Source organism: Streptomyces sp. MBT53, from assembly GCF_016654115.1.
Taxonomy (GTDB): Bacteria; Actinomycetota; Actinomycetes; order Streptomycetales; family Streptomycetaceae; genus Streptomyces.
This window is the reverse complement of record NZ_JAEQAZ010000004.1, coordinates 100,100-126,981: the sequence shown is the minus strand read 5'-3', so window position 1 is coordinate 126,981 and position 26,882 is coordinate 100,100. Positions and strand designations below refer to the sequence as shown.

The window sequence follows — 26,882 nt, the reverse complement described above, 5'->3', positions numbered from 1 at the left end:
AGGAGACCGACACGGGGCGGTACAGGGCGAGTTCACCGGGCTGGGCGGGGGAGGAGGGGGTGGCCGACGCGGGTGCGGCGAAACCGAGACCGAACCCGGCGAGCAGACCGGAACCCGTGGTGACGAAGGCGCGGCGCGACACGTGTGGTGAACCCGACTGATCTGTCATGAGCGTGATGTCCCATCAAAAACCGGCGGCACTGACAACGTTGCCAAAGGCTGTGACGCGAGGGAAGCTGTGTCAACCCCTGAAGCGACCTTCTAATAAATTAGGAATTAATATTGACAGGGTTTCGGCCGCACGCCACAGTCGTCGCCGTGACGCCCCCGGCCCCTGTCGCAGAGTGGCCCGCGTCACGTCCTCCTGCTTCCCAACCCTCGGGAGAGGCACGTGACTTCACATCCGCAGGTCCGCACACCCGCGGTAACGAGACTGACCCGCCGGGCCACCGTCATCGCCATCGCGACCGTACTGGCGGCGACCACGGCCCCGGCCGCCACGGCGCGGACCGCCACGGCGCGCACCTGCACGGAGCGCACCTGCTGTTCGGTGGGCGCGCCCGACTACTACGACAGTGGTCTCGCACCGACGCCCTACATGGGCTGGAACACCTACTACGGGCTCGGCGCGCCCACCGAACAGCAGGTGCGCTCCGTCGCGGACAAGCTGGTCAGCAGCGGTCTGCGGGACAGCGGCTACGACATCGTGTGGCTCGACGGCGGGTGGCAGGCCGACAACCCCCGTAACGCGCAAGGCCAGTTGGTCGCCAACCCGGACCGCTTCCCCTCCGGCATCCCGGCACTCGTCTCCTATCTCCACAAACGCGGACTGCGCGCGGGCATCTACACCGACGCCGGCGCCTACGACGGCGGCAAGAGCTGCGGGCTGGGCAGCCGCGGGTACTACGACCAGGACGCACGGCAGTTCGCCAACTGGAAGATCGACGCGGTCAAGGTCGACTTCCTGTGCGGCATCGGCGCCAAGCTCGATCCAGGCCCGGCCTTCAAGGAGTTCAGCGACGCGGTCGCCAAGTCCGGCCGCAAGATGCTGCTCAACCTGTGCAACCCGCTCACCGACGACTGGGGCCTGCCGCACACACCGGAGCAGGACGCGCACAACACCTACGTCTACGGCCCGACGACCGCCGACTCCTGGCGCACCGGCACCGATATCGCCTGGGGCACCGCGAGCCCGGGGCAGTGGCCCAACATCCTGCGCAACATGGACGCCAACGCCTGGCACCCCGAGGCGCAGGGCCCCGGCCACTACAACGACCCCGACTACCTGATCCCGATGCGCAAGATGACCGACGGGTCGTACGAGCTGAGCCAGGAGGAGTCGACCAGCCAGTTCGTGATGTGGGCCGAGATGGGCTCGCCGCTCGTCCTCGGCTCCGATCCCCGCACCCTGTCCGACTCCATGCTGGCCACCCTGCGCAACCCGGAGATCATCGCGGTAGACCAGGACCCGCTGGCCGTCCAGGGCGTGCGCGTGGCGACCGACTCGGTCGGGGACGTGTACAGCAAGGTGCTGGACGGGCGCGGGCAGCGCGCGGTCGTGCTGCTCAACCGGTCGGACCAACCCGCCCTGCGTACCGTGCAGTTCGCGGATGCCGGGCTCGGTGGACCGGTCCAGGTGCGGGACCTGCGGGCGCGCGCCGACCGGGGTGCGCACACGGGGTCGTACACCGTCGAGGTCCCCGCGCACGGCACCGCGTTCCTGAAGCTGACCGGCGCCGATGCCCTGCCCGGGACGAATCTGGGGCAGCAGGCCACGGCGAGTCCGGCCGTCGTGAATGACGGCGGCACACCGATCACCTTCGTGCGCGGCCCGCGCGGCTCGCTCGTCCAGCAGGCCGATGGCAAGGCGAAGGATCTGGGCGGTCCCACGAAGGGCCGGTTCCTCGGCCAGCCCGCCGCCTACGCCTCGGCCGGCGGCCGGATCGACGTGTTCGTGCGCGGCACGGACTCGCGGGTGTACCGGCGGGCCTTCACCAACGGCCGCTGGGGCGCCTGGCAGAGCCTGGGCGGACAGGTGGCCGACGCGCCGTCGGTGGCGTTCACCGATCCCGCGCACTGGACCCTGTTCGCCACCGGCTCCGACGGGCAGGTCGTGCAGCGCCGCCCGTCGACCGCGTGGTCCTCGCTCGGCGCACCCGGTGGACGGGCGGTCTACGGGCGCCCGGCCGCGGTCGCGGACTCCCAGGGGCGGGTGCAGGTCGCCGTGCGCAGCGCGGCCGACGACGTGTGGACGCGGTCCCGGGACACCTCGGGGGAGTGGTCCGCGTGGTCCTCGCTCGGTGGGACCGTCAGCGGCAGCCCGACGCTGGTCGCCGTGGGTGACGCGGTGGTGCTGTACGCGCGGGCCGCCGACTACACGCTCTGGCAGCAGCGGTTCGAGAACGGCGCCTGGCAGGGGTGGACCAAGCAAGTGGCCTTCCCCAGCGCCGCGTTCGACGGCGCGCTCGGTGCGGTGGCCGGGCCCGGTGGAGCGGTCGACGCGGTGTACCGAGGTGTCGACGGTTACGTGCACCGGACTCAGATCAAATAAATTAGTAATTATTCTTGACGTGGTGGGGACGCCACGCGAACCTGGATCCGCCCGCGAGGGATCCACAGGGAGCCACTCATGACCAACATCCATCAGCCGGACAGACGCCGGTTCCTCGCCGGGCTCGGCGCCGCCGGAGCGGCGACGCTGCTCAGCGGCTGTGTCACCTCCACCTCCACCGGCAAGAGTTCCTCGAAGGGGGCGGTGACCCTCCAGTCCAACCTCTCCGCCCCGCAGGCCAAGGCCGCGATGGAGGACCTCGTCGCCGCCTACGCCAAGAAGGGTTCCGGGAAGGCGAGCCTCAACACGGTCGCCGCGGAGACCTACCGCACCCAGCTGCCGACGTACCTCACCTCGGCCAACCCGCCCGACGTGTACACCTGGTACCCCGGCTCGGTGGCGGACGCCTACGCCAAGAAGAACCTGCTGCTCGACCTCGACGACGCGTGGACCACCTCGCCCGACCTCAAGCGCTACTCCAAGGCGCTCAACACGCTCTGCACGTCGACGAGTTCGGGCAAGAAGATCTTCGTGCCCAGCACCTACTACTGGTGGGGCATGTTCTACCGGAAGTCCAACTTCGCCAAGTGGGGCGTCAGCGAGCCCAAGAGCTGGGACGAGTTCCTCGACCTGTGCGACAAGCTCAAGAAGAAGGGCGTCAACCCGATCGGTCTCGGCGCCGGCGGCGGCACCGCCTGGGTGGCCTCGGCGTGGTTCGACTACCTCGACATCCGGATCAACGGCGCCGAGTACCACCGCCAACTCCTCGCCGGTAAGCACAAGTTCACCGACCCCGAGGTGCGCAAGGTCTTCGACCGCTGGCAGGAGGTGCTGCCGTACTTCGACCCGAACGGCGCCGCCGTCGCCTTCCAGGACGCCACCACCTCCCTGCTCAACGGCCGCAGCGGCATGATGCTCATCGGCACCTTCTTCGCCGACGCCGCCCCCAAGGACGCCCTCGACGACATCGACTTCTTCCGCTTCCCGATCATCGACTCGAAGATCCCGCTCGCCGAAGAGGCCCCGGTCGACGGCTACTTCGCCAGCGCCCGCACCGGCCGCCACGACGAGGTCATCGACCTGATGAGGTACCTCGCCACCGCCGAGGCCCAGGAGATCTACATCAAGGGCTCATCCGGCACCGTCCTGCCCTGCCACCCCGACGCGAAGGACTCGGGCACGGCGCTGGTCAAGAAGGGCCGCGCGCATGTCGCGGAGGCGGCGGAGATCACCCAGTTCTTCAACCGGGACTCCAGCGACGCCCTCCAGCCCACCGCCGACAACGCGCTGATCAAGTTCCTGGCCAAGCCCAAGTCGATCGGGAGCATCCTCGCCGACTGGCAGCGCGATGCCGAGAAGATCTGGAACGCCTGACATGGCCGTCCTGACCGCGCCCGACCGGACGTCCCCGACCCGAACGCCCGACCGGGGCAAGCGGGTTCGGGGCCCCCGGCGCACACCCCCGCTGGTCCTCGCCTTCGTCCTGGTCCCCCTTCTCGTCGAGGCCGTGTGGGTGTTCTGGCCCGCCGTGCAGGGCTTCTACCTCGCCTTCACCCGCTGGGACGGCGTCTCCCCGCCCCAGTTCATCGGCCTGGGCAACTTCCGGGAGATGGCCCACGACGACGTCTTCCGCAGCGCGACCGGCCACACCGTCCTCTGGCTCGTCCTCTTCGGCGGCCTGTCCGCCTTCCTCGGCCTCGCCGCCGCGCTCCTGCTCCAACAGGAGCGCCGCGGCGTCGGCTTCTACCGCGCGGCCATGTTCCTGCCGGTCGTCTTCTCCCTGGTCGCCACGGCTCTCGTCTGGCAGGCCATCTACCAGCCCGACGGCGTCCTCAACCAACTCCTCCAGTCCGTCGGCCTCGGCAGCCTCCGCCACGCCTGGCTCGCCGACCAGGACACCGCCCTCTACGCCGTGATCGTGCCCGCGCTCTGGCGCCAGATCGGCTACGTGATGGTCCTCTACCTGGCCGGCCTCAAGGGCATCGACCCCGCCCTGTACGAGGCCGCCAAGGTCGACGGCGCCAGCGCCTGGCAACGCCTGCGGCACGTCACCCTGCCCCAACTCCGCAGCGTCAACGCGGTAGTTCTGTCCGTCATCGTCATCGACTCGCTGCGCTCCTTCGACGTCGTGTGGTCCCTGACCCGCGGCGGCCCTTACCACTCCTCCGAGCTCCTGAGCACCTACATGTACTCAACCGCCTTCCAGTCCCTGCGCCTCGGCTACGGCTCCGCACTCGCCGCCGTCATCTTCGTGCTGGCCTTCGGCGTCATCTGCTCCTACCTCGTCCGCGCGTTCCGGGAGGCCGACTGATGTCCGCCAACTCCACGGCCCTGCGCCGCAAACGGGCCGCGACCGCCGGATTCCACCTGGGCGCGGGCGCGTTGGCGATCCTGTGGCTGCTGCCCATCGTCCTGGTCCTGGTGACCAGCCTGCGCTCCTTCGACGACATCGCCGCGCACGGCCTGGGCAGTTGGCCGCACTCCTTCACCCTCGGCAACTTCCGCCAGGCCTGGGTCGACGGCGGCCAGCAGCGCGCCCTCATCAACAGCCTGATCGTCACGATCCCCTGCGTCCTGATCACGCTGGCCCTCGCCTCGATGGCCGCGTTCGCCCTCAGCCGCTACGAACTCCCCTTCCGCCGCTCGCTGTTGCTCCTCATGCTCGGCGGCAACCTCCTCCCGCCGCAGATCCTCCTCATCCCGGTTTCCAAGCTCAGCGAGGTGATGGGCGTCTTCGACACCCTGCCCGCTCTCATCGGCGTGCAGATCGGCTTCGGCGTCGGCTTCTACGTCTTCGTCCTGCACGGATTCATGCGGTCCATCCCGGCGGAGATCCAGCAGGCCGCGGTCGTCGACGGCGCAGGCCCCTGGCAGATCTTCTGGCGGATCATCCTCCCGCTGACCCGCCCCGCCCTCGCCGCGCTCAGCGCCCTGTCCTTCACCTGGATCTTCAACGACCTGCTGTGGGCCATCACCGTCCTGCGCAGCGACACCAAGATGCCGATCACCGCCGCCCTCATCGGACTTCAGGGTCAGTTCGTGTCGATGTGGAACGTCATCGCGGCGGGTTCCGTCATCGCCGCCGCGCCCACCGTCGCCGTGTTCCTGCGCTTCCAGCGGCACTTCGTGGCCGGCCTCAACCTCGGGGCGGTCAAGTGACGTACCAGCGCTGGACCCTGCGCACGGAGAACACCAGCTACACCGTGCGCCTGTCCCCGGACGGCCCCTGGGTCGAACTCGACGCCTGGGGACCGCTCGGTGTCGAGGACGGCCCGTCCGCCCTCGACTGGTCGCGGCGCACCCACTTCATCACGCCCGCGGACGCGGCCCCCGCCGAGTATCTGCCGTACGGGACAAGGCCGTTCACCGGCTCGGAGCTGGTCGCGTCGAGTCCTGACGGGGACCGGGGATCGTGGTGGGAGTTCGACCACGCGGAGGCCGAGGAGACCGCGCTGCGGTTCGCCTTCCGCGACGAACAGCTGGGCCTGCGCACCGTCCTCCACTACGAGACCGTGCCCGGCACGGACGTGATCCTCCGCTGGGCGGAGTTCACCGCCACCCGCGAACTCCGCCTGGAGCGGCTCGACTCGGCCGCCGTGAACATCCCGATCACCGGAGTCGCCCGACTGACGTACCTCACCGGCCAGTGGTCGCAGGAGTTCCAGCGCACCCAACTCGACCTGCCCAGAGGCACGTTCACCATCGGCAGCCTCCAAGGCGTCCCGGGACACGCCTACGCGCCCTGGCTCGCGCTGCAGGACGCGGACGGGCCGGCCGCGTACGGCATCGCCCTCGCCTGGCCCGGCAACTGGCACATGACCGCGGAGGCCGAACCCGGTGGCTCCGTGCGGGTGCGAGCGGGCCGCGTGCCCCACGAGGGCGCGGTACTGCTCGCACCCGGCGAAACCCTCGCCACCCCCCGACTCGCCTGCGCCTTCAGCCCGGAGGGCCTCGACGGACTCTCCCGCGTCTGGCACCGCTACGAACGACACCTCACCGGCGAACGCCTTCAGCGCCCCCGCAAGGTGCTCTACAACTCCTGGGAGGCCACCGGCTTCGACGTCGAGGCGGCCGGGCAGCTGGAGCTGGCGAAGACGGCCGCCGACATCGGGGCCGAGCTGTTCGTCGTAGACGACGGCTGGTTCACCGGACGCGCCGACGACACCGCGGGACTCGGCGACTGGTGGCCCGACCCGGCCGCCTTCCCCCAGGGATTCGACCAATTCATCGCGGACGTGAGGGCGTTGGGCCTGGACTTCGGCCTGTGGATAGAGCCCGAGTCCGTGAGCCCGGGCAGCCGTCTGCACGCCGAACACCCCGAGTGGGTCTACCGGATCGAGGGCCGCCCCGGCCGGCTCGTCCGCAACCAGCTCCTCCTGGACCTGGGCCGGACCGACGTCCAGGACTTCGTGATCGGCACCCTCGACCGGCTGCTCGGCACCTACGACATCGGCTACCTCAAGTGGGACATGAACCGGCCGCCCACCGAACGCGGACGCCCCGGCGCCGGCCGCGTCGACCTGGACGCCGAGCACGTCGCCGGATACCTGCGCGTCCTCGACCACCTCCGGTCCGCCCACCCCGACGTCACCGTCGAGGGCTGCGCGGGCGGCGGCGGCCGGATCGAGCACACGACGATCGCGCGCACCGACGTGGTGTGGCCCAGCGACAACACCGCCCCGCTGGACCGGCTGCGGATCCAGCACGGCTTCCTGCACGCGCACGCCCCGCACGTCATGAGCTCCTGGGTCACCGACGCGCCCGGCGTCTTCGACCCGCGCCCGCGCAGCCTCGCCTTCCGCTTCGTCAACGCCATGTGCGGAGTCCTGGGCATCGGCGCCGACCTGCGGGCCTGGACGCCGGAGCAGCGGGCCGAGGCCGCCGGCTGGATCGCCCGGTACAAGGAGGTGCGGGACGTGATCCACCACGGCGAGGCCCGGCTCCTCGGCGCACCGGACGAGCCGAGCTGTGGTGTGCAGTACGACGCCGGGGACCGGACCGTCGTCGCCGCGCTCAGCACCGGACGGCTCGACGGGGCCCCGCTCGTGCCGGGGCGTCCGGCACGGCTCCGGCTGCGGGGACTCGAACCGGCGGCGCGCTACCGGGACACGGCGACCGGGACGTCGTACGGCGGAGCCCATCTGCTGCACCACGGGCTGCCGTTCGCGTGGAGTGCCGATCATGACGCCGACCTGGTCGTGCTGCTGCGCGAGTGAGCCCCGTTATGTTTCCAGCAAGCCCTGACGCGCGAAGGAGTCGAACCCCACGATGGACCAGCCCGTACGACGGCACGGCGCCCGCTTCACCGGGCGCACGGCCGTGATCACCGGAGCGGCCTCAGGAATCGGCGCCGCCACGGCCGTACGCCTCGCCGAGGAGGGAGCGGCCGTCGTGCTCGTCGACATCGCCGAGGAGCGCGGCGAGGCGGTGGCGGAGCGCATCGGCAAGGACGGCGGGCAGGCCAGGTTCGTGACCGCCGATGTCGCGGCCGAGGACGACTGGGCGCGGATCGTCGAGGCCGCGCACGCCTTCGGGCCTGTCGACGTCCTCGTCAGCAACGCCTTCACCGTCGACGTCAGACCCGCCCACGAGATGAGCCTCGCCTCCTGGCAGCGGCAGCTCGACGTCAACCTGACCGGCAGCTTTCTCGGTTTCCGGGCGGTCCTGCCCGATCTGGAGGAGCGGCGGGGCGCGGTGGTGCTGACCTCGTCCGTGCACGCCCACAGGGGCCTCCCGGGACATCCTGCCTACGCCTCCGCCAAAGGCGCCCTGCTCTCCCTGTGCGGCCAACTCGCCGTCGAATACGGGCCCGTTGTGCGGGTCAACGCCGTCGTGCCGGGACCGATACTCACAGCCGCCTGGGACAGAGTGCCACCCGAGGAACGGGAACGCAGCATCGCCGAGACGGCCGCCCGCCGCTTCGGCACACCCGAGGAGGTGGCCGCGGCCATCGCGTTCCTCAGCTCCGACGAAGCCTCCTTCATCACCGGTACGAGTCTCGTGGTGGACGGCGGCTGGAGCGTCGTCAAGGCCTCCGCATGACCACGCTCCCCAACCAGCAGAAAGGCTGTACGACATGACGCCCTATGCCCGACGCGGCGTCCACGGCCAGACCGTGGAAGTCCTCGCCCGCCGCATCCTGGGCGGCGAGATCGCCGAAGGGGCCACGCTGGATCTGGTCGCGCTGCAGAGCGAGCTGGACGTCAGTCTGACCGCGCTGCGCGAGTCGCTGAAGGTGCTCGCGGCCAAAGGGATGGTCGACGCCCGGCAGCGTCGCGGTACCTTCGTGCGCCCCCGCGCCGAATGGAACCTGCTCGACGCGGACGTGCTGCGCTGGCAGTTCGAGGGTGCCTCCACCTCCGAGTCCGACCGGGCGCTGCTGCACAACCTCGCCGAAGTGCGCGCCATCATCGAACCCGCCGCCGTCCGCCTCGCCGCCCTGCGCCGCACCGACGCGGACCTGGCCGCTCTGGACGGCGCCCTCGACGCGATGGGGGAGGAGGGCTCCGACGCGGCCCACGCCGTCGAGGCCGACCTCGCCTTCCACCGCGCCCTGCTCGCCGCCACCCACAACGAACTCCTCGAACGCATGGAGATGGTCATCGAGTCGGGCCTGGCGCACCGCGACCGCATCGTGCACAGCGCGCCGCACAGCGAGGACCCGGTCCCGGCCCACCGCGCCGTCCTGGACGCCGTACGCGAGCGGGACCCGCAGGCCGCCGAGGCCGCGATGCGTGCCCTGCTCGATCAGGCCGGCCGCGACCTGGACCGGCTCGGCGAAACCGACGAGGACTCCGACGCGGACCTCGAAGAAACGGAAGGCACCCGTTCCCAGTGAAGATCACCCGTGTGGAAACCTTCCTGGTCCCGCCCCGCTGGCTGTTCTGCCGGGTGGAGACCGACGAGGGCGTGGTCGGCTGGGGCGAACCGGTCGTCGAGGGGCGCGCCGAGGTGGTGCGCGCCGCGGTAGACGTGCTGGCCGAACACCTCGTCGGGCAGGACCCGTTGCGCATCCAGGACCATTGGCAGGTGATGTCCAAGGGCGGCTTCTACCGGGGCGGCCCCATCCTCTCCAGCGCCGTCGCGGGCCTCGACCAGGCGCTGTGGGACATCGCCGGGAAGACCTACGGCGCTCCCGTGCACGCCCTGCTCGGCGGCCCGGTGCGCGACCGTGTCCGGGTCTACGCGTGGGTCGGCGGCGACGAACCCGCCCAGCTGAGCGAGCAGATCGCCGCCCAGGTGGAGGCGGGCTTCACCGCCGTGAAGATGAACGCCGCCGGAGCCACCTCACCGATCCCCACCCCCGCCGAGACCGCCGCGATCGTCGCCCGTGTCGCCGCCGCCCGCGAGGCACTCGGCCCGGACCGCGATGTCGCCGTCGACTGCCACGGCCGCTTCACCGCCCCGGCCGCCCGCCGCGTCCTCACCGAACTCGCCCCGCTGCACCCGCTGTTCGTGGAAGAACCCGTCCTGCCCGAGCACGGCCATCTGCTGGCCGGACTGGTCGAGTCGAGCCCGGTACCCCTCGCCACCGGTGAACGCCTCTACGGACGCGCCGAGTTCCTGCCCCCGCTCGCCGCGGGCATCGCCGTCGTCCAGCCCGACCTGTCCCACGCGGGCGGCATCTCGGAGGTGCACCGCATCGCCTCCCTCGCGGAGGCCTACGGCGCGCAGCTCGCCCCGCACTGCCCGCTCGGCCCGATCGCCCTCGCGGCCAGCCTCCAGGTCGCCTTCGCCACCCCCAACTTCCTCATCCAGGAACAGAGTCGGGGCATCCACTACAACAAGGACGCCGACCTCCTGTCCTACCTCGTCGACCCCGCGCCGTTCCGGTTCGTCGACGGCCACGCCCTGCGCGGCGACGCCCCCGGCCTCGGCATCACCGTCGACGAGGCCGCCGTACGCGCCGCCGACCGCACCGGTCATGCCTGGCGCAACCCCGTGTGGCGGCACCCCGACGGCTCCTTCGCGGAGTGGTGACCGTGCCCTTGGACATCGTTATCGACCGTGCCCACGGCGGGCGTTGGACCTCGCTGCGGGCGGGGGACCGCGAATGGCTGTGGCGGCGCGACGCACCCGAGCGGGAGAAGGTCTTCCCCGGCGACGCCTTCGTGGACGCGGGCGGACTGGAGGAGTGCGTCCCCACGGTCCGGGGCACCCCCGACCACGGTGACGCCTGGTCCAGGCCCTGGACACGCGAGGGAGCGGCAGACGTCCTCCACTGCGATCGCTTCACCTTGGCACGCACGCTGCGTGCCACCGCCGACGGTGCCGAGGCCGACTACGTCCTGACGGCCGACGCGGGCTTCCGCTTCGTATGGGCGGCGCACGCCCTGCTCGACCTCTCCGACCAGGCGGGGCTGTACCTCCGCGAGGGAGCGCGCACCCGGCTCTTCCCCGAGGCGGCACCGCTGTTGGACGGGGCGTGGCCCGCCGGCGACCCGTGGGTGGAGGGCGACTGGCCCGCGCCGCGCGGAGTACGCCTCGACCGGTTCGGGCCGGACGACGGCACCGCCGTAGGAGCCGTCGTGGACGCCTCGCACTGCTGCGTCCACGACGGGGCCGACCGGCTCTCGCTCGCCCTCGAAGCCGACGGGCAGCCCCTCTCCGTCGCCCTGTGGCGCAACCTGGGCGGCTTTCCCGCCCGGGACCCCTATCGCAGCACGGGCGTCGAACCGATGCTCGGCCGCGTCTTCGACCTCGCACAGGCGGGCCCCGGTGACGCCGCCCGGGTGCCCGCCTCGGGCGAGACGCGGTGGCGGCTGACGCTGACCACGCACTGCCGCTGTGCCTGAACCGACCTGAACGGGAAGGGAATTCGACCCATGGATCTTCGAGCGGCCCTGGCCACCCACCGCCTCCTCGCGATCGTCCGCGGCACCGATCCGGAAGCCGCCGTACGCACCGTACTGATGCTGGCCGAGGAAGGCGTCGAACTGATCGAGGTGTCCCTGACCGGTGCGGACGCCCTGTCCGTCATCGAGCGGGCCCGCAAGGAACTCGGCCCCGACCGGCCCCTCGGCGCCGGTACGGTCCTGACCGCCGACGACGCCCGCGCCGCCCGGCGGGCCGGCGCGAACTTCGCCGTCACCCCCGCACTCGGGGACGGTATACGCGAGGCACACCGACTCGGCCTGCCGGTACTGGCCGGAGTGATGACCCCCACCGAGATCCTGGCCGCACGCCCCCTCGGTGCCGCCGCGCTCAAGATCTTCCCGGCCGCCGAGGCCGGCGGACCCGCCTATCTGAAGGCGTTGCGCGGCCCGTTCCCGCACGAGGCGTTCGTGCCGGTGGGCGGTGTGGACGAGGTGGCCGCCCGGGCGTATCTGGACGCCGGAGCGACCGCTGTCGGGGTCGGCTCGCCGCTGGTCGGGGACGCCGCCGACGGCGGCAGCCAGACCGCGCTGCGCACCAGGGCGCGCGCCCTGCTGACCGTCGTACGGAAAGCCTCGTTCGCGGGGGAGGCGTCATGAGGAACGGGTTGCGGTCGGCCGGAGGCGCGGTGGTCTGCATCGGAGAGACCATGGCCGCCCTGGCACCGGCCCCGTCCGCGTCACTGGAGAGCGCGGACGACCTGCAAGTGTCGGTGGCCGGGGCCGAGTCCAACGTCGCCATGTACCTGGCCGACCTGGGGATCCCCGTCTCCTGGCTCTCGGCGGTCGGAGACGACGCCCTGGGACGGCGGGTGCGCGCCGAGGTCGGCGCGGCGGGCGTCGATGTGAGCGGTGTGCGCCGCGACCCGGAGCGGCCCACGGGCCTGCTCCTGAAGGAGCCGTCCGGCAGCCGGACCCGCGTCCACTACTACCGCGGCAACTCGGCGGCCTCCGCGATGGGCCCCGACGTACTCGACGACGACCGCCTCAGGTCGGCCTCCGTCCTTCATCTCACGGGCGTGACCGCGGCCCTGTCCCCGTCCTGCCGGAACCTGGTGGCCACCGCGCTCGCCGTCCCGCCGGACGAACGGCCGTACGCCATCAGCTTCGACGTCAACCACCGCCCCGCGCTGTGGCCGCCCGGTACGGCCGCCACCGTGCTGCGCGACCTCGCCGACCGGGCCGACATCACCTTCGTCGGACTCGACGAGGCACAGGACCTCTGGGACGCGGACCTCGAACCGGCGGGCGTACGGCACCTGTTGCCGCACCCGCGCCTCCTCGTCGTCAAGGACGGCGGCCGGTCGGCCGTCGCCTTCGGCGCGGAGGGCACCTGGACCGTACCCGCGCTCGGCACGGACGTGGTGGAACCGGTCGGCGCGGGCGACGCCTTCGCCGCCGGAGTGCTCACCGGTCTGCTGCGCGGCGAGGACATGGAGCGCGCGCTGCGCCTGGGACACATCACGGCCGCGTCGGCACTGAAGGTGACCGCCGATCACGGACCCCTGCCGGACAGCGCCCGAATCGAACGGCTCCTCGCCCTCCCGGCCGACGAATGGGCCGCGGCGGCAGGGCAGTTGGCCGTCCCGGTCACGGATGGGGCACCGCGGTGACCGGGTTCGATGCGGGAGGGTCGGGGCTGGCGTTCATGTCACCGGGGGAGGGCGACACCGTCGGGGGGCGCGCGGGCCCGACCGGCGTCCCGTGGTCCAGGTGCGTCACCGCGAACAGGACGCCGACCACCGCGGCGGCCACGGCCAGCAGCGCGACAGCGGTGCGACGGACGGGCCGGAAGGCCGTGAGCCGGAACCGGGCCCGTGCGGTCGGCGGGACGGCGGGGCGCAGCGCCGCCAGGTCGACGGAGTCGGCCCGGGCTCGCAGGGCGTCGCGCAGCCGCTGCTCGACGGAGTCCGGCGGGACACCGGAACCGTGGTCCTGCTCGATCATCGGGGAGCCTCCAGCTCTCGGCGCAGGGCGACCAGTGCCCGGCTCGCCGTGGACTTGACCGCACCGCGGGACAGCCCCAGCGTGTCGGCGATCTGCGCCTCGCTGAGATGGGACCAGTAGCGCAGGACCAGCACTTCACGCTGCCGCCGGGTCAACCGGTGCAGGGCGGCGATCACTTCCCCGTGCTCCTCGCGCAGCAGCACGGGTTCCTCGGCCGAGGGCGCGTGCCCCGCGCGTTCGGGGACATGGGCGCGTACGGTACGGCGCCGGCGCAGCACCGAGCGCGAGGTGTTGACCACGCTCGTGCGCAGATACGCGTCGGGGTTGTCCAGACCGGCCAGCCGCGCGCCGTAGCGCCGGTAGAGCGCGGCGAAGACGTCCTGGACGACGTCCTCCGCCGTGGGGAGGTCGTCCACCAGCAGCAGGGCGAGCCGGACCAAGTCCAGCCGGCGGTGGGCGTAGAGCGCGTCGATGCCGGGTTCGCCGAAGTCGGCGGGGACGGCCGGTGCGTCCGGAACCGTCGGCGTCCGACCGCCCGAGGCCGCCTCGCGCACCAGCCGCCGCACCGCCCGCCATAGCGCCACCGGGGAACATCGGCGCGAGGTCGGCCGGGCCGGGGCGGCAAGGGTCGTCGCTGTGCTCATGGATCTCCCGGACGTCAAGGTCGTCGTACGCCCGGACGCACCGGACGGGCGGTGGAGCCGCCGGGCGAGGACCCGGCGGCTCCACCTCGGCGGGCTGGTTACTTCGAACCCGGGACGGGCGTCGCCTCCACCGGGTCCCCGACGCTCGGCGTGTCCGGTCCGCAGTCGCCGAGGATGACGTGGAGGGACTTCTGCGGGAGATGCTTCGGCAGGTGGGACTTCCCACCCGGCACCGCCTCGACCGGACTGGGGTCCGGGTTCTCACACGGGGGAACGACCACGGACCCGCTCTTCTGAGGGGCGGGCCGAGCGGTGTCGGCGTGGGCGGTGACGGTGCCGCCCACAGCGAGCGCGGTGGCGGCGACGGTGACTCCGAGCGCGAGCCGCACCCGGCCCGAGCGGAGGCTGCTGCGAACAGCCTGACCTGCGGACATGTGATTCCTCGAATCGTCGATGGTGAACGGTCTGTCGGGCCGCCGCCACAGGTGGTTTCCCGTGGCGAAGGCCCTGGCTCGGAGGCGCCTCCACCCGCACAGACGTTCCGACCGCATCGAGGTTGCGGGTCGGATCAGTTTTTCTACGGCTCCGCGGCGAAGGCCGCATCACATGTCCAGGACGATGTCCGTTCCCGGTCGGGCGCAGCAGATGAGGACCTCACCGGCGGCCGGTGGTTCGAGCGGTTCGGGGGAGTAGGTGATCGCCCCGGACAGCAGGGGCGTCACGCAGGTGTGGCAGACGCCGGTGCGGCAGCTCCAGCGAGTGGGGACGTCGCAGGCGTCGGCGAGTTCGAGCACACTGCGCCCGCCGTCGCCGAACGGGACGGTGAGACCGCTGCGCGCGAAGGTCACCGTCGGGCCGGTGCCGGGCGGCCCCGGCGGCTGGTGGGGTGCTCGGGCGGGCTGCCCGGTGACTCCGGGGTTGACGGCGGCCAGGGCCCCGAACAACTCGGTGTGGATGTGCGCCGGATCGACGCCCGCCTCCGTGAGGGCCTGCCGCATGTCGGCCATGAAGGGGGCGGGGCCGCACACATAGGCGGTCGCGTCGGCGGGGACGGACAGTGCGATCAGCCTGTCCTTGGTGAGGCGGCCCGGGGAGGCGTGGGCACGTCGGCGTTCCTCGGGTGAGGCCGCGCTGTAGAAGACGCACTCGTGCGCGTGCGGCAGCGAGGCGAGCAGGTCGTGTGCCTCGGCGGCGAGGGGGTGTTCGCGGGGGCCGCGGGCACCGTGGATCCACCAGACCTCGCGTTCGCTCTTCCGGGCGGCGAGCGCGTGCAGCATGGACAGCACCGGCGTGAGGCCGATCCCGGCGGAGACCAGGAGCACCGGCCCGCTTCCGTCGGCGTACACGAACTCGCCCCGGGGCGCGGCGACTTGGAGGTCCGCACCGGGCCGCAGCCGCGTGGTCAGATAGCCGCTCGCCGTCCCGTGCGGTTCGTGTTTGACGCTGATCCGGTAGCTGCCGGTGTCGGGCGCGGCGGAGAGCGAGTAGCTGCGCACGGGGGCGGGGCCGGTCGTGATGGGGACGCGCAGGGTGAGGTACTGGCCTGCTCGGGCCGCCGGGAGCGGAGAGCCGGCGGGGTCGGCCAGCCGGATCGAGGTGACCGTGGTGCTCTCGGCGGTCACGTCCGTCACCCGCAGCGCGCGGAAACCGTCCCAGGCCGGGCGGATGGCGGGCTCCGAACCGTCGGCGTCGGCGAGCAGTTCGCGGAAGGAGCCCTGCCAACCCGGGCTCAGCGCTGGCACGTTGAGGGCGAGCCGCAGCTTGGCGGGGTCGCGGCCGGGGAGGTAGAGCAGCGCGTCCGTGTCGGCCACGCTCAGCGCGCCCGGACCGGTCCTGGTCCGTACGATCCGGTCGCCGGCCCGCACCCGCCCCTCGCGGAGGACGCGCATGTAGAAGCCGGGACGGTGATGGCTCACCAGCAGGGCGGCCAACTCCGGTTCGCCGAAGCGCATGCCGACCCGGTAGCAGGTGACGCGCGGCTGGGTGACCTCGAACTCGGCCTCGCCGATGCGGTACCGGTCGCCGATGCACACCTCGTCGTCGAGCAGACCGTCCACGGTGAGGTTCTCGCCGAACTGACCGTAGCCGAGGTCGTCGCGGCCGAAGTGCCGCTGCCAGTGCCGGTACGACTGGATCTGGTAGACGAGCACGGCCCGCTGCTCGCCGCCGTGACCGGCGGTGTCGCCCTGGCCGTCGCCGTCGATGTTGAGCCGCCGGACCATGGCCGGGCCCTCCACCGGGTACTTCCACACACCGGTGCGGACGTTCCGGCCCTCCCACGGCACGTCCTTCGGCATCCCGACATTCACCGACAGCAGGGTGGGCACGGGGAACTCCTTCCCACGGGGACGACCGGCACGGTCGCGCCCGGGACGGCAGTCGTCCCCTCCCATACTGAGGGTGCGGTCCCCGCCGTGCGAGACCACACCCTCAGTACATGCAGTACATGCTCTAGTTCGGTGCCGTGATCCGGAGCCTGATCGTGCGGGCTTCGGGGCGCAGCGCGAACGCCGGCCAGACGTCCGGGCCGCAGGCCCGTGAGCCGAGGCCGTGCTGCGCGGCGTCGACGGTCAGGTGGCTCGACGTCGAAACCGGCAGTTCGAACGGGTGTCCGGACCGGGCGATCTCCTGCGGGGTGTGACGGCTCAGCGTGAAGCCGGGACGGCGGCCCTGTGTGTCGGGGAGCGCCTCGACGCGCAGTACTTCGGTGTCGCCGGTCGTCAGGGCCAGCCGGCGCACCGCGGAGCGGTGTCCCGTCTCCTGGGGCCGCGCGTACTCGACCGAGAGGTCACGGATGCTCGCGGCGAACCGGCCGGTGCGGGTCGCGCGCAGACTGTCGGGGTAGGACTCCAGCGGGCCCAGGCCGAACCACTCGGCGCCGTCGACGGGAGCCGTGCCGTCGGGCAGCTCGAAACGCACCCCGATCCGCGGCCACACCGTCTTCCAGCCGTGCGCGGGCTGGATCTCCACCCGCAGCTCCACCTCGCCGTCGCTCTCCCGCGACCAGAGCGACTCCACCAGCACCGACAGCCCCGAGTCGGCGGCCGAGACCTTGTCGACCGTGCGCAGCGCGTCCGCGGTCTGCTCGATGGACACTCGTCGCGAGGTCAGCCGGTCGAGGCCGTCACGGAGCCACAGCTCGGCGTTGGACACCCCCGACACGCTCGCGTCGCTCTCCTCGACCTCGCCCCAGGCGCCCTTGTCGTTGTCGGTCGGCGCGCGGAACAGCTCCAACCGGGGCCCCGCCACGGCACGTTCACCGAGGCGCACGAGAGAACCGTCGACGAACTCGGCGATCCCGAGCGTGAGTGTTCCGTCGCCGGGCCGCCAGCTGCTCCGGGGTCGGACAGCGGGCACCGGACGGCGAACCGACAGGTCCAGCTGGGCAGTTGCCACCACATGACCTTCTGAGGCCCAGGCCGTGTCCCGTGCCAGCTCCGCGTCGATCGTCAACCAGGTCTCGGCGTCCGGCGACACCGCGACCGACGGCAGCGACACCCACCCCGAGTCGCCCGCCCCAACCTGCGGGACCTCCAACTCCCCTGAATCCACCGGCACTCCGTCGTGCTCGATCCGCCAGCGGAACCGCAGGTCGGACGTGTCGGCCGTGTGCCGCAGATTCGTGATCGCGACCTTCTCGCCGTCGAACGCGAAGTCCACCGGCGCCACCACGGCCTTGAACTCGTGCAGGCTCGGCGTCGGGCTGCCGTCGCTCAACACCATGCCGTCCATCACGAAGTTGCCGTCGTGGATGACCTCCCCGAAGTCACCGCCGTACGCGTAGTACGGCGTCCCGTCCGGGGCCGTGGCCAGGATGCCGTGGTCGCGCCACTCCCAGACGAAACCGCCGTGCAGACGCGGGTGTTCGTGCACCAGCGCCTCGTACTGGTCGAACGCGCCAGGACCGTTGCCCATCGCGTGCGCGTACTCGCACAGCAGGAACGGCTTGGTGCGCTGCCGGGCGCCTTGAGAGGGCGTGCAGTTGAGCAGCGGGGCGCGGGAGCCGTCGATGCCGATCTGCTCGGTCTCCAGGACGGACGCGTACATCCGGGAGTAGACGTCGGTGTACTCGCCGGTGTAGTCGCCCTCGTAGTGCACCGGGCGTTCGGCGTCGCGGGCGTGGACCCACGCCGACATGGCGGCGAGGTTGCTGCCGGTGCCCGCCTCGTTGCCGAGCGACCAGATCACGATGCTGGGGTGGTTCTTGTCCCGCTCGACGGTGCGCTCGATACGGTCGAGGTACGCCTCGCGCCAGGCCGGGTCGTCACTGGGGTTGCCGGTCCAGCCGACCTTGTCGAAGCCGTGCGTCTCCAGGTCGCATTCCAGGATCACCCAGAACCCGAGCTCGTCGGCGAGGTCCAGCAGCCGGGGATGCGGCGGGTAGTGGCTGGTGCGGATCGCGTTCACGTTGAACCGCTTCATGAGCGCGAGGTCCTCGCGGGCGTGCGCCTCGTCGAAGACCCGGCCGCGCTCCGGATGGGTCTCGTGCCGGTTCACCCCGTGGAACACGACCCGGCGCCCGTTGACCAGGAACTGGTCCCCGCGGATCTCGACCGTACGGAAGCCCACGCGCAGGGTGACGGTCTCCGTGGCCGTGGACACCGTGGCGTCGTAGAGGCGCGGCTGCTCGGCGGACCACGGCTCCACAGCGGCGATGTCGACGGGCGTCACGTCGGCCGGCGTTGCCCAGACCTGCTCCACGCCCAGTTCGGGGATGCGCAGGGTGACAGGGAACGCCGTCGCGTCGGCGGTGATCTCCGCCTCGACCCGGCCGCGCCCGTCGTCGAAGCCGGTCCGCAGCCAGACGTCCTCGATGCCCCCGGCCGGCCGGGCGACCAGGGTGACATCACGGAAGATGCCCGGCAGCCACCACTGGTCCTGGTCCTCGACATAACTGGCCGCCGACCACTGGTGCACCCGCACCGCGACGACGTTCGCGCCGGGCCGCACCGCGGACGTCACATCGAACTCATGGGCCAGCCGACTGCCGCTGGCGCCGCCGATCTCGACTCCGTTGACCCACACGCGGAACAGCGACTCGACACCGTCGAAGCGCAGCACGACCCGCTCGGCGTCCGACCAGTCGGCGGGCACGTCGAAGGTACGGCGGTAGTCGCCGGTCGGGTTCTCGTCCGGGACGTACGGCGGGTCGATCGGGAACGGGAACTGGATGTTGGTGTAGATCGGGCGGCCGTACGCGCCGTCGCCCTCCAGCACCCAGTGCGCGGGCACGGGGATGCTGTCCCAGCCGTCGGCGTCGAAGCCCTCGGCCGCGAAGTCCTCCGCCGCCGTCGCGGTGGGGGAGAGGCGGAAACGCCAGGACCCGTTCAGGGAGAGGGACTTCGCGTCGGAGTGCAGCCACGAGCGCGCCGGGCGCAGGGCACCGCGGCCGGGTGCGAGGTCGGAGACATGGGGGGAGAACTCGGGGAGCAAGAGGTCACAACGCTTTCATGAGAGCAGAACGGGGCGTATTGCATTCGATCATGGCGGCCTACCGGAGCACGACGGTGTGGATCTCCCAGGGCCCGAGGCCGAGTTCGAGCACGTCGGTGACCGGGGTGCGGGAGAGCGGCCGGCCCAGCAGATCGACGGTCGTGGCCTCGGTGAAGGTCCCCGTCACGCGGACCGTGGACGCGGTGTCGCTCATCGCGGTCAATCGCACCTCGGTGCCAGCGACTTGGGCGTCTTCGCCACCGACACGGCGGACGGCCGACACGAGGACGTCCTTCCCGTCGACCCGCAACCCGGTGGTGTCCGGCGACAGTTGACCCAGGGCGGGTCCGGTGCCACGAGTCACCAGGACGTCGCCCCGGAACTCTTCGGCGAGCGCCACCGCGTGCGCACCGCGCCAGCCGGACGCCGAGGGCACGACGGCGAACCGGTTCTCGATCCGCATCCCGAGGTCCTGCGCACCGGGTACGGGGATCTCGCTCGCCGCCGGTTCGTCGCGCAGGGGGTGGATGTTGACGCTGATGGAGCCGATCGCGCGCAGCAGCGTGATCGCGAGTTCGGTGCCGTCGCCGACGAGTTCGTACTCGCTGGAGTGGTCGAGCAGGACCGTGGCCACGCCCGCCGACACGAACGAACCGGCCGGGAAGGTCGGCAGCGGATACTCGCCCCAGCCGCCCTCGGCGGTCAACCCGCGCTCGGTGACGGCGAATTGCCCGGCCGACGCGGACGTGGTCACCGGCTCGGGCAGCGGCACATGGAACCGCAGCCGGTGATCGGCGGACCGGTTCAGGAAGGACGTGGAGACCCGCACGAACGGCTCGCCCACCCGCACTTCCACCAGTGTCTCCACCGGCGTCGGCACGACCTGGTCACCGCGCACGTCACGGTCGGCGGAGAGCGCGGCGGGCCACTCGTAGACCCGCGTGACGCTCAACCGCGAACGCAGTGGGCCGGTTTCGAGCACCTCGACGGTGATCTCCGTGGGCTCCGAGACGAGGACGTCCTGCGCCGGGGGAGCGTAGTTGTAGCTGTCGCCCCGGTCACCGCCGTCGACCAGGCGCCCCACGCCGTACAGCACGGTGCCGTCCTGCCCGGTGATGTCCAGGGTGCCGTCGGCGGCGACCGTGACCTCGACCAGGCCGTTGGCGAGCGTGCGGTCCGTCGCCGTGGCGGGGACGGACGCGGTCGACGCGGTGGTTTCGCTCGGCTCGACCCGGAAGCTCGCCAGCCCGGAGGCGGGGACGTCCACGGGTACGAGCGCGGTGGCCCGGGCCTCCTCCAGCGTCAGCACCCGCCACTCACCCGGATGCGCGGCGGCTGCCTCCGCGACCTCGCGGCGCAGGATCAGCAGGTCGAAGGGGCCGCTCGTCGGTACCTCGGCGAGGTGGAACACCAGCTCACCGGCGGTGAGTTCGTAGTGGTCGATCAGCCGGCCGAAGAGTTCGCGGCGGTGGATGCGGCGCAGCACGCGCTCCAACTGCGAGGCGTCCATGCGCTCGTCGGCGAGGACGGTCGGCGCCTGGGAGATCAGCTGCACGGGGGCCGTCGAACCGTCGGCGGCGGTGGCGAGGAGCGCGGTTCCCTCGGGCGGGGCCACGACGTCCACCTCGACCAGCGCCGTACGGTCGAACGGCAGCGGGTTGGCGACCAGATGGCCGTCGCTCGGCACCAGGGCGGCGGGCTCGGCGAGCGCCGCGTCCCGGACGGCACGGGCCGTCTGGGCGGCTTCGGCGAGGCGGGCGGCGACCTGGTCGCAGGTCTCGTCGGTGCCGGAGCCGACGACCGAGTCGTGCGCGGTCGACTCGATGATCTTGTGCCAGGCGAGGCGGAGGAACGGCGAGTCGTCGCGCCGGGACCACAGCGCGTTCATGCGCTCGGCGTGGTCGATCGTGCGCTCGGCGAGCGCCATCCGCTGCTTGAGCCCGAGCCGCACCGACAGCACGCCCGGGAGGATGTTGCCGCGCACATGGCTGCGCAGCTCACCCGTGACGGCGGCGGACACCTCGTCGCGGACGTGCTTGCGGACGTACTCGTCGAGCGTGGCGACGGTGATGGGACGCTCCTCGCCGGAGGCCCGCCGCAACCAGGAGGCGAGTTGGGGGTCGGGCGCGTTGTGGTCGGTGCCCGCCATCGCCAACACCGGGTCGCCGCCCCACCGTTCGGCCGTCATCTCCGCGTAGTCGTTGAGAGCGCGGCCGATCTGCTCGGGGATCAGCAGGACGTCGAGGCCGTTGTCGTAGCCGTCGAAGAGGAACTCGGTGCGGACCTGGGAGCCGTCCGGCGCACGCCAGTTGAAGGCGTGGCCGTCGACGGAGCCGGGGACCCCGCGCCACAGCGCCGCGTGCTCGATGCCGGCCCGGGCCAGGATCTGCGGCATCTGCGCGATGTGGCCGAACATGTCCGGGAGATAGCCGACCGGCATCGCGCCGCCCAGTTCCTCGGCTGCCGTCCACCCCATCTGGAGGTTGCGGACGATGGTCTCGCCGGAGCAGAGGAACTCGTCGAGCAGGATCAGCCACGGCCCGATGGCGAGCCGGCCCTCGCGCACGAGGGCCACGACCCGGTCGCGGTTCTCCGGCCGCATCTCCAAGTAGTCCTCGATCGCGGCCAGTTGACCGTCGACGGTGAACCGGAAGTCCGGGTCCGTCTCCGCCGTCTCCAGCACGGTGTCGAGGGCGGCGACGAGCCGGTGCCGGAACACCTGGAAGGGCTCGTACCACTCCCGGTCCCAGTGGAAATGGGGCACGAAGACAGCGGAGTCGCTCATGACGGGTGGCACCTTCTGTGCGGGGGCGGTCACTTGAGGGAACCGGCGGCGAGTCCGGTGCGCCAGAACCGCTGGAGCAGGATGAACAGGATGATCACGGGCACGATCGACACCAACGAGCCGGTGATCACGGACTCTTGGAGGAGCGGGGCCCGCGCGGTCTGGCCGTTCCACTCGTAGAGGCCGAGCGTGATCGGGAAGAGGGACTCCTTCTGCAGCATCACCATCGGCAGGAAGAAGTTGTTCCAGATGGCGACGAACTGGAACAGGAAGATCGTCACCAGCGACGGCGTCATCAGCTTGAACGCCACCGAGAAGAACGTGCGGAACTCACCGGCACCGTCCAGCCGCGCCGACTCCAACAGCTCCTGCGGGACAGCCGCGTTGGCGAAGATCCGGGCGAGATAGACGCCGAACGGGCTGACGATGCTCGGCAGGAACACCGCGAAGTACGTGTTGACGATCCCGGTCGCCGAGAACAGCAGGAACAGCGGGAGCGCCAGCGCGGTGGTGGGGACGAGGACGCCCCCGAGGATGACGGAGAACAGGAACTCCCGCCCACGGAACTGGAACTTGGCGAGCGCGTAGCCGCACAGCGCGGAGATCAGCGTGCCCACGACCGCGCCGAACACCGCGTAGATCACGGTGTTGACGATCCACTTGCCGAAGATGCCGTCGCTGCGGGTGAACAGGACGCGCAGGTTCTCGAACAGGTTGAAGTGCGAGAACGTCAGCCCGTTGGTGGCGGCGAGATCCCCCTGCGGCTTGGTGGCGGCGACGATCAGGAAGTAGATCGGCAGCAGGAAGTAGATCGCCAGGAGCAGCATCAGGGCCATGGCGGCCGTACGGCTGACCTGGCTCTCACGGTTCACGGTTTGCTTGCTCACAGGCCGGCCCTCTTCGAGGTCAGTCGCATGAACCCGAAGCTCAGGACGAAGGTGATGACGGCGATGACCACCGAAATGGCCGCGGCCTGCTGGTAGTTGTTCCCGGAGGCCACCGCGTACGCCAGCATGTTCGGCGTGAACGTGCTGGAGATGTTCGAGGAGATCTGCCGCAGCACGGCCGGTTCGGCGTAGAGCTGGAGCGTGCCGATGATCGAGAACACCGTGGTGAGGATGATCGACGGGGCGATGATCGGGACCTTGATCTGCCAGGCGATGGTCCAGTTGGTCGCACCGTCCAACTTGGCTGCCTCGTACAGCTCCTGCGGGATCGACTGCAGGGCCGAGAACATGATCAGCATGTTGTAGCCGGTCCACAGCCACGTCGAGATGTTCGCCGCCGACCACAGCACCGCGCCCGGCCCGAGGAAGTCGGGATGGAGCCCGATGCCGTTCAACAGGTCGACGACGGGGCTCAGTTGGGGCGAGTAGAGGTACGACCACATGATCGCGGCGATCACGCCGGGCACCGCGTACGGCATGAACGCGGTGATGCGGAACACCGACTTGAGCCGCAGCAGCGGAGTGTCGAGGAGGAGCGCGATCACCAGGGCGACGAACAGCATCACCGGCACCTGCACGATGCCGAACAGGCCGATACGGCCGACGCTGGACCAGAACTCGTCGTTCTGGAAGACCTTCGTGTACTGCTCGAAACCCCCGAACGTCGTGTACGAGGTGCCGTACTGCCCGCCGGTGCGGCGCACGACACGGACGCTCTGCCAGAGCGCGTAGCCGACCGGCACCAGGTAGAAGAGCACGAACGGGAGGAAGAAGGGGATCACGAACGCGAAGATGGTGCCCGCCCGGGGGCCGCCGCCGTTGAGACGGCGACGGCCCCGGGGCGATGCCACCCGACGCGTCGCGCGGGTTGCGATGTCGGTCATCGTGCGGTCACTTGCCCGCCGCTGCCGGGATCGCCTGATCCTTCATCGACTTGAGCGCGGCTGCCTGAGCCGTCGCCAGGGCGTCGGAGAGCGTGCCGCTCCCGGCCGCCGCCTTGGCCATCGCGTCCTGCAGCGCCAGGTTCACCGTCTTCTGGGTCGGGCCCCAGGCGAAACTGGTGTTGATCTTCTTGGACGAGTCGGCGAAGACGTCGAAGATCTTCTCGTTGTTGTAGTACGGAACTCCCTTGGACAGCGCGGGGAGTTGGAGCCCGGCGTTGGCCGCCGGGTACAGGCCGCCGAGCTGGTTCTCCAGCGCGAGGGCCTCAGGGTCGGTGTTGAGCCAGGTGTTGAACTTGACCGACTCGTAGAGGTGCTTGCTGCCCTTCATGAACGCGACGGTCGAACCGCCCCAGTCACCGGAGGCGCCGTCCGAACCCCACGTCGGCATCGGGACGATCGTCCACTTGCCGGCCTGCTTGGGGAGGTTGTCGCGGAACATGCTGTAGCCCCAGGCGGCGCCGACGTAGCTGGCGATCTGGTCCTTCTGGTACGCCGCGTACATCTGCGTCGAACCGTTGGCGAGGTCGGTGCGCACGAGCTTGCCGGCGATCAGCTTCTGCCAGTAGTCGGCGACCTGCTTGCTCTGGTCCGAGGCGACCGTGACCTGCCACTTGTCGCCGGAGTAGCTGTACATCTGGGCGTTGTTCTGCCAGAGAAGCCCGTTGAACCACTCGGCGTTGTTCGGGTCGAAGAAGGTGATGTCGAGCTTCGAGTCCGCCTTGTGCAGCTTCGCCGCGGCGGCCGCGTACTCGTCCCAGGTCGTCGGGATCGCGATGTCGTACTTCTTGAAGATGTCGCTTCGGACGTAGAGGGCCATCGGGCCGGTGTCCTGCGGCATGGCGAACACGCCGGTGTTGCCGAAGCTGGCCTGCGACCAGGTCCACGGCACGAACTTCGACTTGGCCGCCGTGGCCGCCGAGCAGGCCGACGCGTCCATGAACGCGCTCTGGGTGCGCAGGTTGGGGAGTTCGTCGTAGCCGACCTGGGAGAGGTCGGGGGCCTTGCCCGCCTTGAGGGCGTTGCTGAGGATGCCGTACTGGTCGTTGGAGATGTTCTTCGTCTCGACCTGGATGTTCGGGTTCTTCTTGTTCCACAGGGCGACCACCTTGTCCATGCCCGGAACGGTGTTCCAGTACTGGAGGGTGACCTTGCCCTTCGCGGGGGCGCAGGAGGTCGCGGATGTCTTGGCCGACGTCGTGGATGACGAGCATCCGGCGACTACGGAGACACTGGCGGCCACGGCGACGACGGCGAGGCGGAAGCGAGTGATTCTGCTGCTCATAGTTTCCGTTCCAGACAACGACTAGCGGCGGTGCTAGGCGGCTCGGTGCTGATCCCCCGGGAGGGATTCCTGCTGGAGTGGGTACACCATTTTGTTGCGGTACGAGGTCTCCGTGAGCGCTCCCGTGAGCGCTCACGGGACTCTCTGTGCGAAACCTGTTTCAAGTGTGTTGCGAATGTTCGGAAGTTTGCGCTCCGGCGCGGGGGAGTGTCAAGACATTCGGACCGGATGCGCACCCGTGCGGGTCAGGCGGAGCCGCTCAGCCGCAGTTCGCCCTGTACGACCAGCTCGTCGGCCGCCAGCGCCTCCGCGCCGGACAGCAGCCGCGCGATCTGCTCGATGGCGAGGGCGCCGAGCCCGCGCGTGTCGAGGGCGACGCTGGTGAGCGGGGGCTCGACCAGTGCGCCGAGCTGCAGACCGTCGAAGCCGATGACCGCCAGCTCGTGCGGGACGTTCCGGCCCAGTCGGCGGGCCTCCCGCAGGGCGCCGATCGCGATGATGTCGTTGAACGTGAAGACCGCGGTGACGTCTGGGTGGGCGGCGAGCATGGCCCGGAGCGCCTCCCCGCCGCCGTCGGCGGTCTGGTCCGCGCCGACCACCAGGCCCGGGTCGATCCCGTGTGCCGCCGCGGCCGTCGTGAACCACTCGTGCCGGATGCTCGGCTCGGCGCGGGTGTGGTGGTCGAGCATGCCGATCCTGGTGTGCCCCTGCGCGACCAGATGCGCGACCGCCGCGTGCACGCCCTCCGAGCCGTCGATCGTGATCGCGCTGAACCGCGTCCGCTGCTCCCGGCCGATGAGCACCACCGGCATGCCCCGCGTGAACTTCTCCAACTCGCTCTCGGCACAGCTGAAGTAGCCGATGACCGCGTCCACTTGGGAGCTGATCACCTGGAGCGTGCCCAGTTCCTCCTCCGCCCGGTCGCCGGTGTCGTACACGACGACCTGCCAGCCACGGGCCCTGGCCGCCTCCAGCGCGGCGGCGGCGACCTCGGTGAAGAACGGGTTGAGCAGGTCGGGGATGACCAGCCCGATCGTCATCGTGTCCTGCCGGACCAGACCGCGGGCGAACCGACTCGGGCGGTACCCGAGCGCACGGGCTGCGTCGAGCACCCGCTGCTTGGTGTCGACGTCGATCTCGCCCTTGTCGTTGAGCGCCCGTGACACGGTCTGCCGGGAAACCCCGGCCGACTTGGCGACGTCATTGATCGTGATTTTCCGGGGCTCGGTCCCCGCTGTTGATGGCAGCACCATCGCCCACCTCCCGCTTCTCGCGAACGCCGGTGCGCGCGCAAGGCCCGAGTATGCACGTAGCGAGGCGGCCGAACGAAGCGATGGCCACCGACGGGCAGTGGGGCCGGCCTCGCTGCCGTGGGGCCGCACAGCTACGGGGACGTCGCGGCGACCGGGGTTCGGGGTGCGGTCGGGACGTTGGTGGGGTCGTCGGGGAGGGTGTTGTGGCAGGTCCGGGGCGGCC

The 26,882-nt window shown here is 70.9% G+C and carries 21 protein-coding genes; 11 read left to right on the top strand and 10 right to left on the bottom strand.

What is annotated here, in order from left to right:
• Positions 1-391 precede the first annotated feature (391 nt).
• The 11 genes from JHN45_RS03105 to JHN45_RS03055 all read left to right on the top strand — a co-directional run bounded on the left by JHN45_RS03105 (position 392) and on the right by JHN45_RS03055 (position 13,037).
• A complete protein-coding gene (locus JHN45_RS03105) occupies positions 392-2,551 on the top strand; it encodes a glycoside hydrolase family 27 protein (protein ID WP_201047892.1) in 2,160 nt (719 codons plus the stop codon).
• A 78-nt stretch (positions 2,552-2,629) separates the two neighbouring features.
• Complete coding sequence (locus tag JHN45_RS03100) at positions 2,630-3,925, top strand: ABC transporter substrate-binding protein (RefSeq protein WP_201047891.1); 1,296 nt, start codon at positions 2,630-2,632, stop codon at positions 3,923-3,925.
• Between the two features lies 1 nt (position 3,926).
• Positions 3,927-4,862: a carbohydrate ABC transporter permease gene (locus JHN45_RS03095; protein ID WP_201047890.1), complete on the top strand. Its 936-nt coding sequence runs from the start codon at positions 3,927-3,929 to the stop codon at positions 4,860-4,862.
• Positions 4,862-5,710, top strand: coding sequence for a carbohydrate ABC transporter permease (locus tag JHN45_RS03090; protein WP_200714516.1), 849 nt, complete (start codon positions 4,862-4,864; stop codon positions 5,708-5,710). Before JHN45_RS03095 ends, JHN45_RS03090 begins: the two co-directional genes overlap by 1 nt.
• Positions 5,707-7,767, top strand: coding sequence for an alpha-galactosidase (locus JHN45_RS03085; RefSeq protein WP_201047889.1), 2,061 nt, complete (start codon positions 5,707-5,709; stop codon positions 7,765-7,767). The genes JHN45_RS03090 and JHN45_RS03085 overlap by 4 nt, the downstream gene beginning before the upstream one ends.
• Before the next feature lie 52 nt (positions 7,768-7,819).
• A complete protein-coding gene (locus JHN45_RS03080; protein WP_201047888.1) occupies positions 7,820-8,593 on the top strand; it encodes an SDR family NAD(P)-dependent oxidoreductase in 774 nt (257 codons plus the stop codon).
• Between the two features lie 34 nt (positions 8,594-8,627).
• Entirely contained in the window at positions 8,628-9,389 is a 762-nt protein-coding gene (locus JHN45_RS03075) for a FadR/GntR family transcriptional regulator (protein ID WP_201047887.1), read from the top strand.
• Positions 9,386-10,531 carry a galactonate dehydratase gene (gene dgoD, locus JHN45_RS03070; RefSeq protein WP_200714520.1) on the top strand — a complete coding sequence of 382 codons (1,146 nt, stop codon included), beginning with the start codon at positions 9,386-9,388 and terminating at the stop codon, positions 10,529-10,531. Before JHN45_RS03075 ends, dgoD begins: the two co-directional genes overlap by 4 nt.
• Entirely contained in the window at positions 10,528-11,346 is an 819-nt protein-coding gene (locus JHN45_RS03065; RefSeq protein WP_201047886.1) for a hypothetical protein, read from the top strand. The genes dgoD and JHN45_RS03065 overlap by 4 nt, the downstream gene beginning before the upstream one ends.
• A 30-nt stretch (positions 11,347-11,376) precedes the next feature.
• Positions 11,377-12,024 carry a bifunctional 4-hydroxy-2-oxoglutarate aldolase/2-dehydro-3-deoxy-phosphogluconate aldolase gene (locus JHN45_RS03060; RefSeq protein WP_201047885.1) on the top strand — a complete coding sequence of 216 codons (648 nt, stop codon included), beginning with the start codon at positions 11,377-11,379 and terminating at the stop codon, positions 12,022-12,024.
• Positions 12,021-13,037: a sugar kinase gene (locus JHN45_RS03055; RefSeq protein ID WP_201047884.1), complete on the top strand. Its 1,017-nt coding sequence runs from the start codon at positions 12,021-12,023 to the stop codon at positions 13,035-13,037. Before JHN45_RS03060 ends, JHN45_RS03055 begins: the two co-directional genes overlap by 4 nt.
• Here the strand turns inward: JHN45_RS03055 and JHN45_RS03050 are convergent.
• The 10 genes from JHN45_RS03050 to JHN45_RS03005 all read right to left on the bottom strand — a co-directional run bounded on the left by JHN45_RS03050 (position 13,015) and on the right by JHN45_RS03005 (position 26,659).
• Entirely contained in the window at positions 13,015-13,371 is a 357-nt protein-coding gene (locus JHN45_RS03050) for a hypothetical protein (protein WP_201047883.1), read from the bottom strand. The two genes, JHN45_RS03055 and JHN45_RS03050, sit on opposite strands and share 23 nt — an antisense overlap.
• Positions 13,368-14,015: an RNA polymerase sigma factor gene (locus JHN45_RS03045; RefSeq protein ID WP_201047882.1), complete on the bottom strand. Its 648-nt coding sequence runs from the start codon at positions 14,013-14,015 to the stop codon at positions 13,368-13,370. Before JHN45_RS03045 ends, JHN45_RS03050 begins: the two co-directional genes overlap by 4 nt.
• Positions 14,016-14,113: 98 nt before the next feature.
• The gene (locus JHN45_RS03040; protein ID WP_201047881.1) at positions 14,114-14,449 is read right to left on the bottom strand and encodes a hypothetical protein; all 336 of its coding nucleotides are present in this window, start codon (positions 14,447-14,449) and stop codon (positions 14,114-14,116) included.
• Between the two features lie 168 nt (positions 14,450-14,617).
• The gene (locus JHN45_RS03035; protein ID WP_201047880.1) at positions 14,618-16,342 is read right to left on the bottom strand and encodes an MOSC and FAD-binding oxidoreductase domain-containing protein; all 1,725 of its coding nucleotides are present in this window, start codon (positions 16,340-16,342) and stop codon (positions 14,618-14,620) included.
• Between the two features lie 124 nt (positions 16,343-16,466).
• A complete protein-coding gene (locus JHN45_RS03030) occupies positions 16,467-19,448 on the bottom strand; it encodes a glycoside hydrolase family 2 TIM barrel-domain containing protein (RefSeq protein ID WP_201047879.1) in 2,982 nt (993 codons plus the stop codon).
• 58 nt (positions 19,449-19,506) lie between these two features.
• Entirely contained in the window at positions 19,507-22,233 is a 2,727-nt protein-coding gene (locus tag JHN45_RS03025; RefSeq protein ID WP_201047878.1) for a glycoside hydrolase family 38 C-terminal domain-containing protein, read from the bottom strand.
• A gap of 29 nt (positions 22,234-22,262) precedes the next feature.
• Complete coding sequence (locus JHN45_RS03020; RefSeq protein WP_234469586.1) at positions 22,263-23,069, bottom strand: carbohydrate ABC transporter permease; 807 nt, start codon at positions 23,067-23,069, stop codon at positions 22,263-22,265.
• A gap of 47 nt (positions 23,070-23,116) precedes the next feature.
• Positions 23,117-24,064, bottom strand: coding sequence for a carbohydrate ABC transporter permease (locus tag JHN45_RS03015; protein WP_201047877.1), 948 nt, complete (start codon positions 24,062-24,064; stop codon positions 23,117-23,119).
• A gap of 7 nt (positions 24,065-24,071) precedes the next feature.
• Positions 24,072-25,406, bottom strand: a complete 1,335-nt coding sequence (locus JHN45_RS03010; protein ID WP_200716515.1) for an ABC transporter substrate-binding protein — start codon at positions 25,404-25,406, stop codon at positions 24,072-24,074.
• 245 nt (positions 25,407-25,651) lie between these two features.
• Complete coding sequence (locus JHN45_RS03005; protein ID WP_200716516.1) at positions 25,652-26,659, bottom strand: LacI family DNA-binding transcriptional regulator; 1,008 nt, start codon at positions 26,657-26,659, stop codon at positions 25,652-25,654.
• Positions 26,660-26,882 lie beyond the last annotated feature (223 nt).

Coding starts and splice junctions, on each gene's coding strand:
- JHN45_RS03075 (WP_201047887.1), top strand. CDS start 8,628: ATGACGCCCTATGCCCGACGCGGCGTCCACGGCCAGACCGTGGAAGTC.
- JHN45_RS03020 (WP_234469586.1), bottom strand. CDS start 23,069: ATGGCCCTGATGCTGCTCCTGGCGATCTACTTCCTGCTGCCGATCTAC.
- JHN45_RS03045 (WP_201047882.1), bottom strand. CDS start 14,015: ATGAGCACAGCGACGACCCTTGCCGCCCCGGCCCGGCCGACCTCGCGC.
- JHN45_RS03090 (WP_200714516.1), top strand. CDS start 4,862: ATGTCCGCCAACTCCACGGCCCTGCGCCGCAAACGGGCCGCGACCGCC.
- JHN45_RS03080 (WP_201047888.1), top strand. CDS start 7,820: ATGGACCAGCCCGTACGACGGCACGGCGCCCGCTTCACCGGGCGCACG.
- JHN45_RS03015 (WP_201047877.1), bottom strand. CDS start 24,064: ATGACCGACATCGCAACCCGCGCGACGCGTCGGGTGGCATCGCCCCGG.
- JHN45_RS03100 (WP_201047891.1), top strand. CDS start 2,630: ATGACCAACATCCATCAGCCGGACAGACGCCGGTTCCTCGCCGGGCTC.
- JHN45_RS03025 (WP_201047878.1), bottom strand. CDS start 22,233: ATGAGCGACTCCGCTGTCTTCGTGCCCCATTTCCACTGGGACCGGGAG.
- JHN45_RS03055 (WP_201047884.1), top strand. CDS start 12,021: ATGAGGAACGGGTTGCGGTCGGCCGGAGGCGCGGTGGTCTGCATCGGA.
- JHN45_RS03010 (WP_200716515.1), bottom strand. CDS start 25,406: ATGAGCAGCAGAATCACTCGCTTCCGCCTCGCCGTCGTCGCCGTGGCC.
- JHN45_RS03005 (WP_200716516.1), bottom strand. CDS start 26,659: ATGGTGCTGCCATCAACAGCGGGGACCGAGCCCCGGAAAATCACGATC.
- JHN45_RS03040 (WP_201047881.1), bottom strand. CDS start 14,449: ATGTCCGCAGGTCAGGCTGTTCGCAGCAGCCTCCGCTCGGGCCGGGTG.
- JHN45_RS03050 (WP_201047883.1), bottom strand. CDS start 13,371: ATGATCGAGCAGGACCACGGTTCCGGTGTCCCGCCGGACTCCGTCGAG.
- JHN45_RS03060 (WP_201047885.1), top strand. CDS start 11,377: ATGGATCTTCGAGCGGCCCTGGCCACCCACCGCCTCCTCGCGATCGTC.
- JHN45_RS03095 (WP_201047890.1), top strand. CDS start 3,927: ATGGCCGTCCTGACCGCGCCCGACCGGACGTCCCCGACCCGAACGCCC.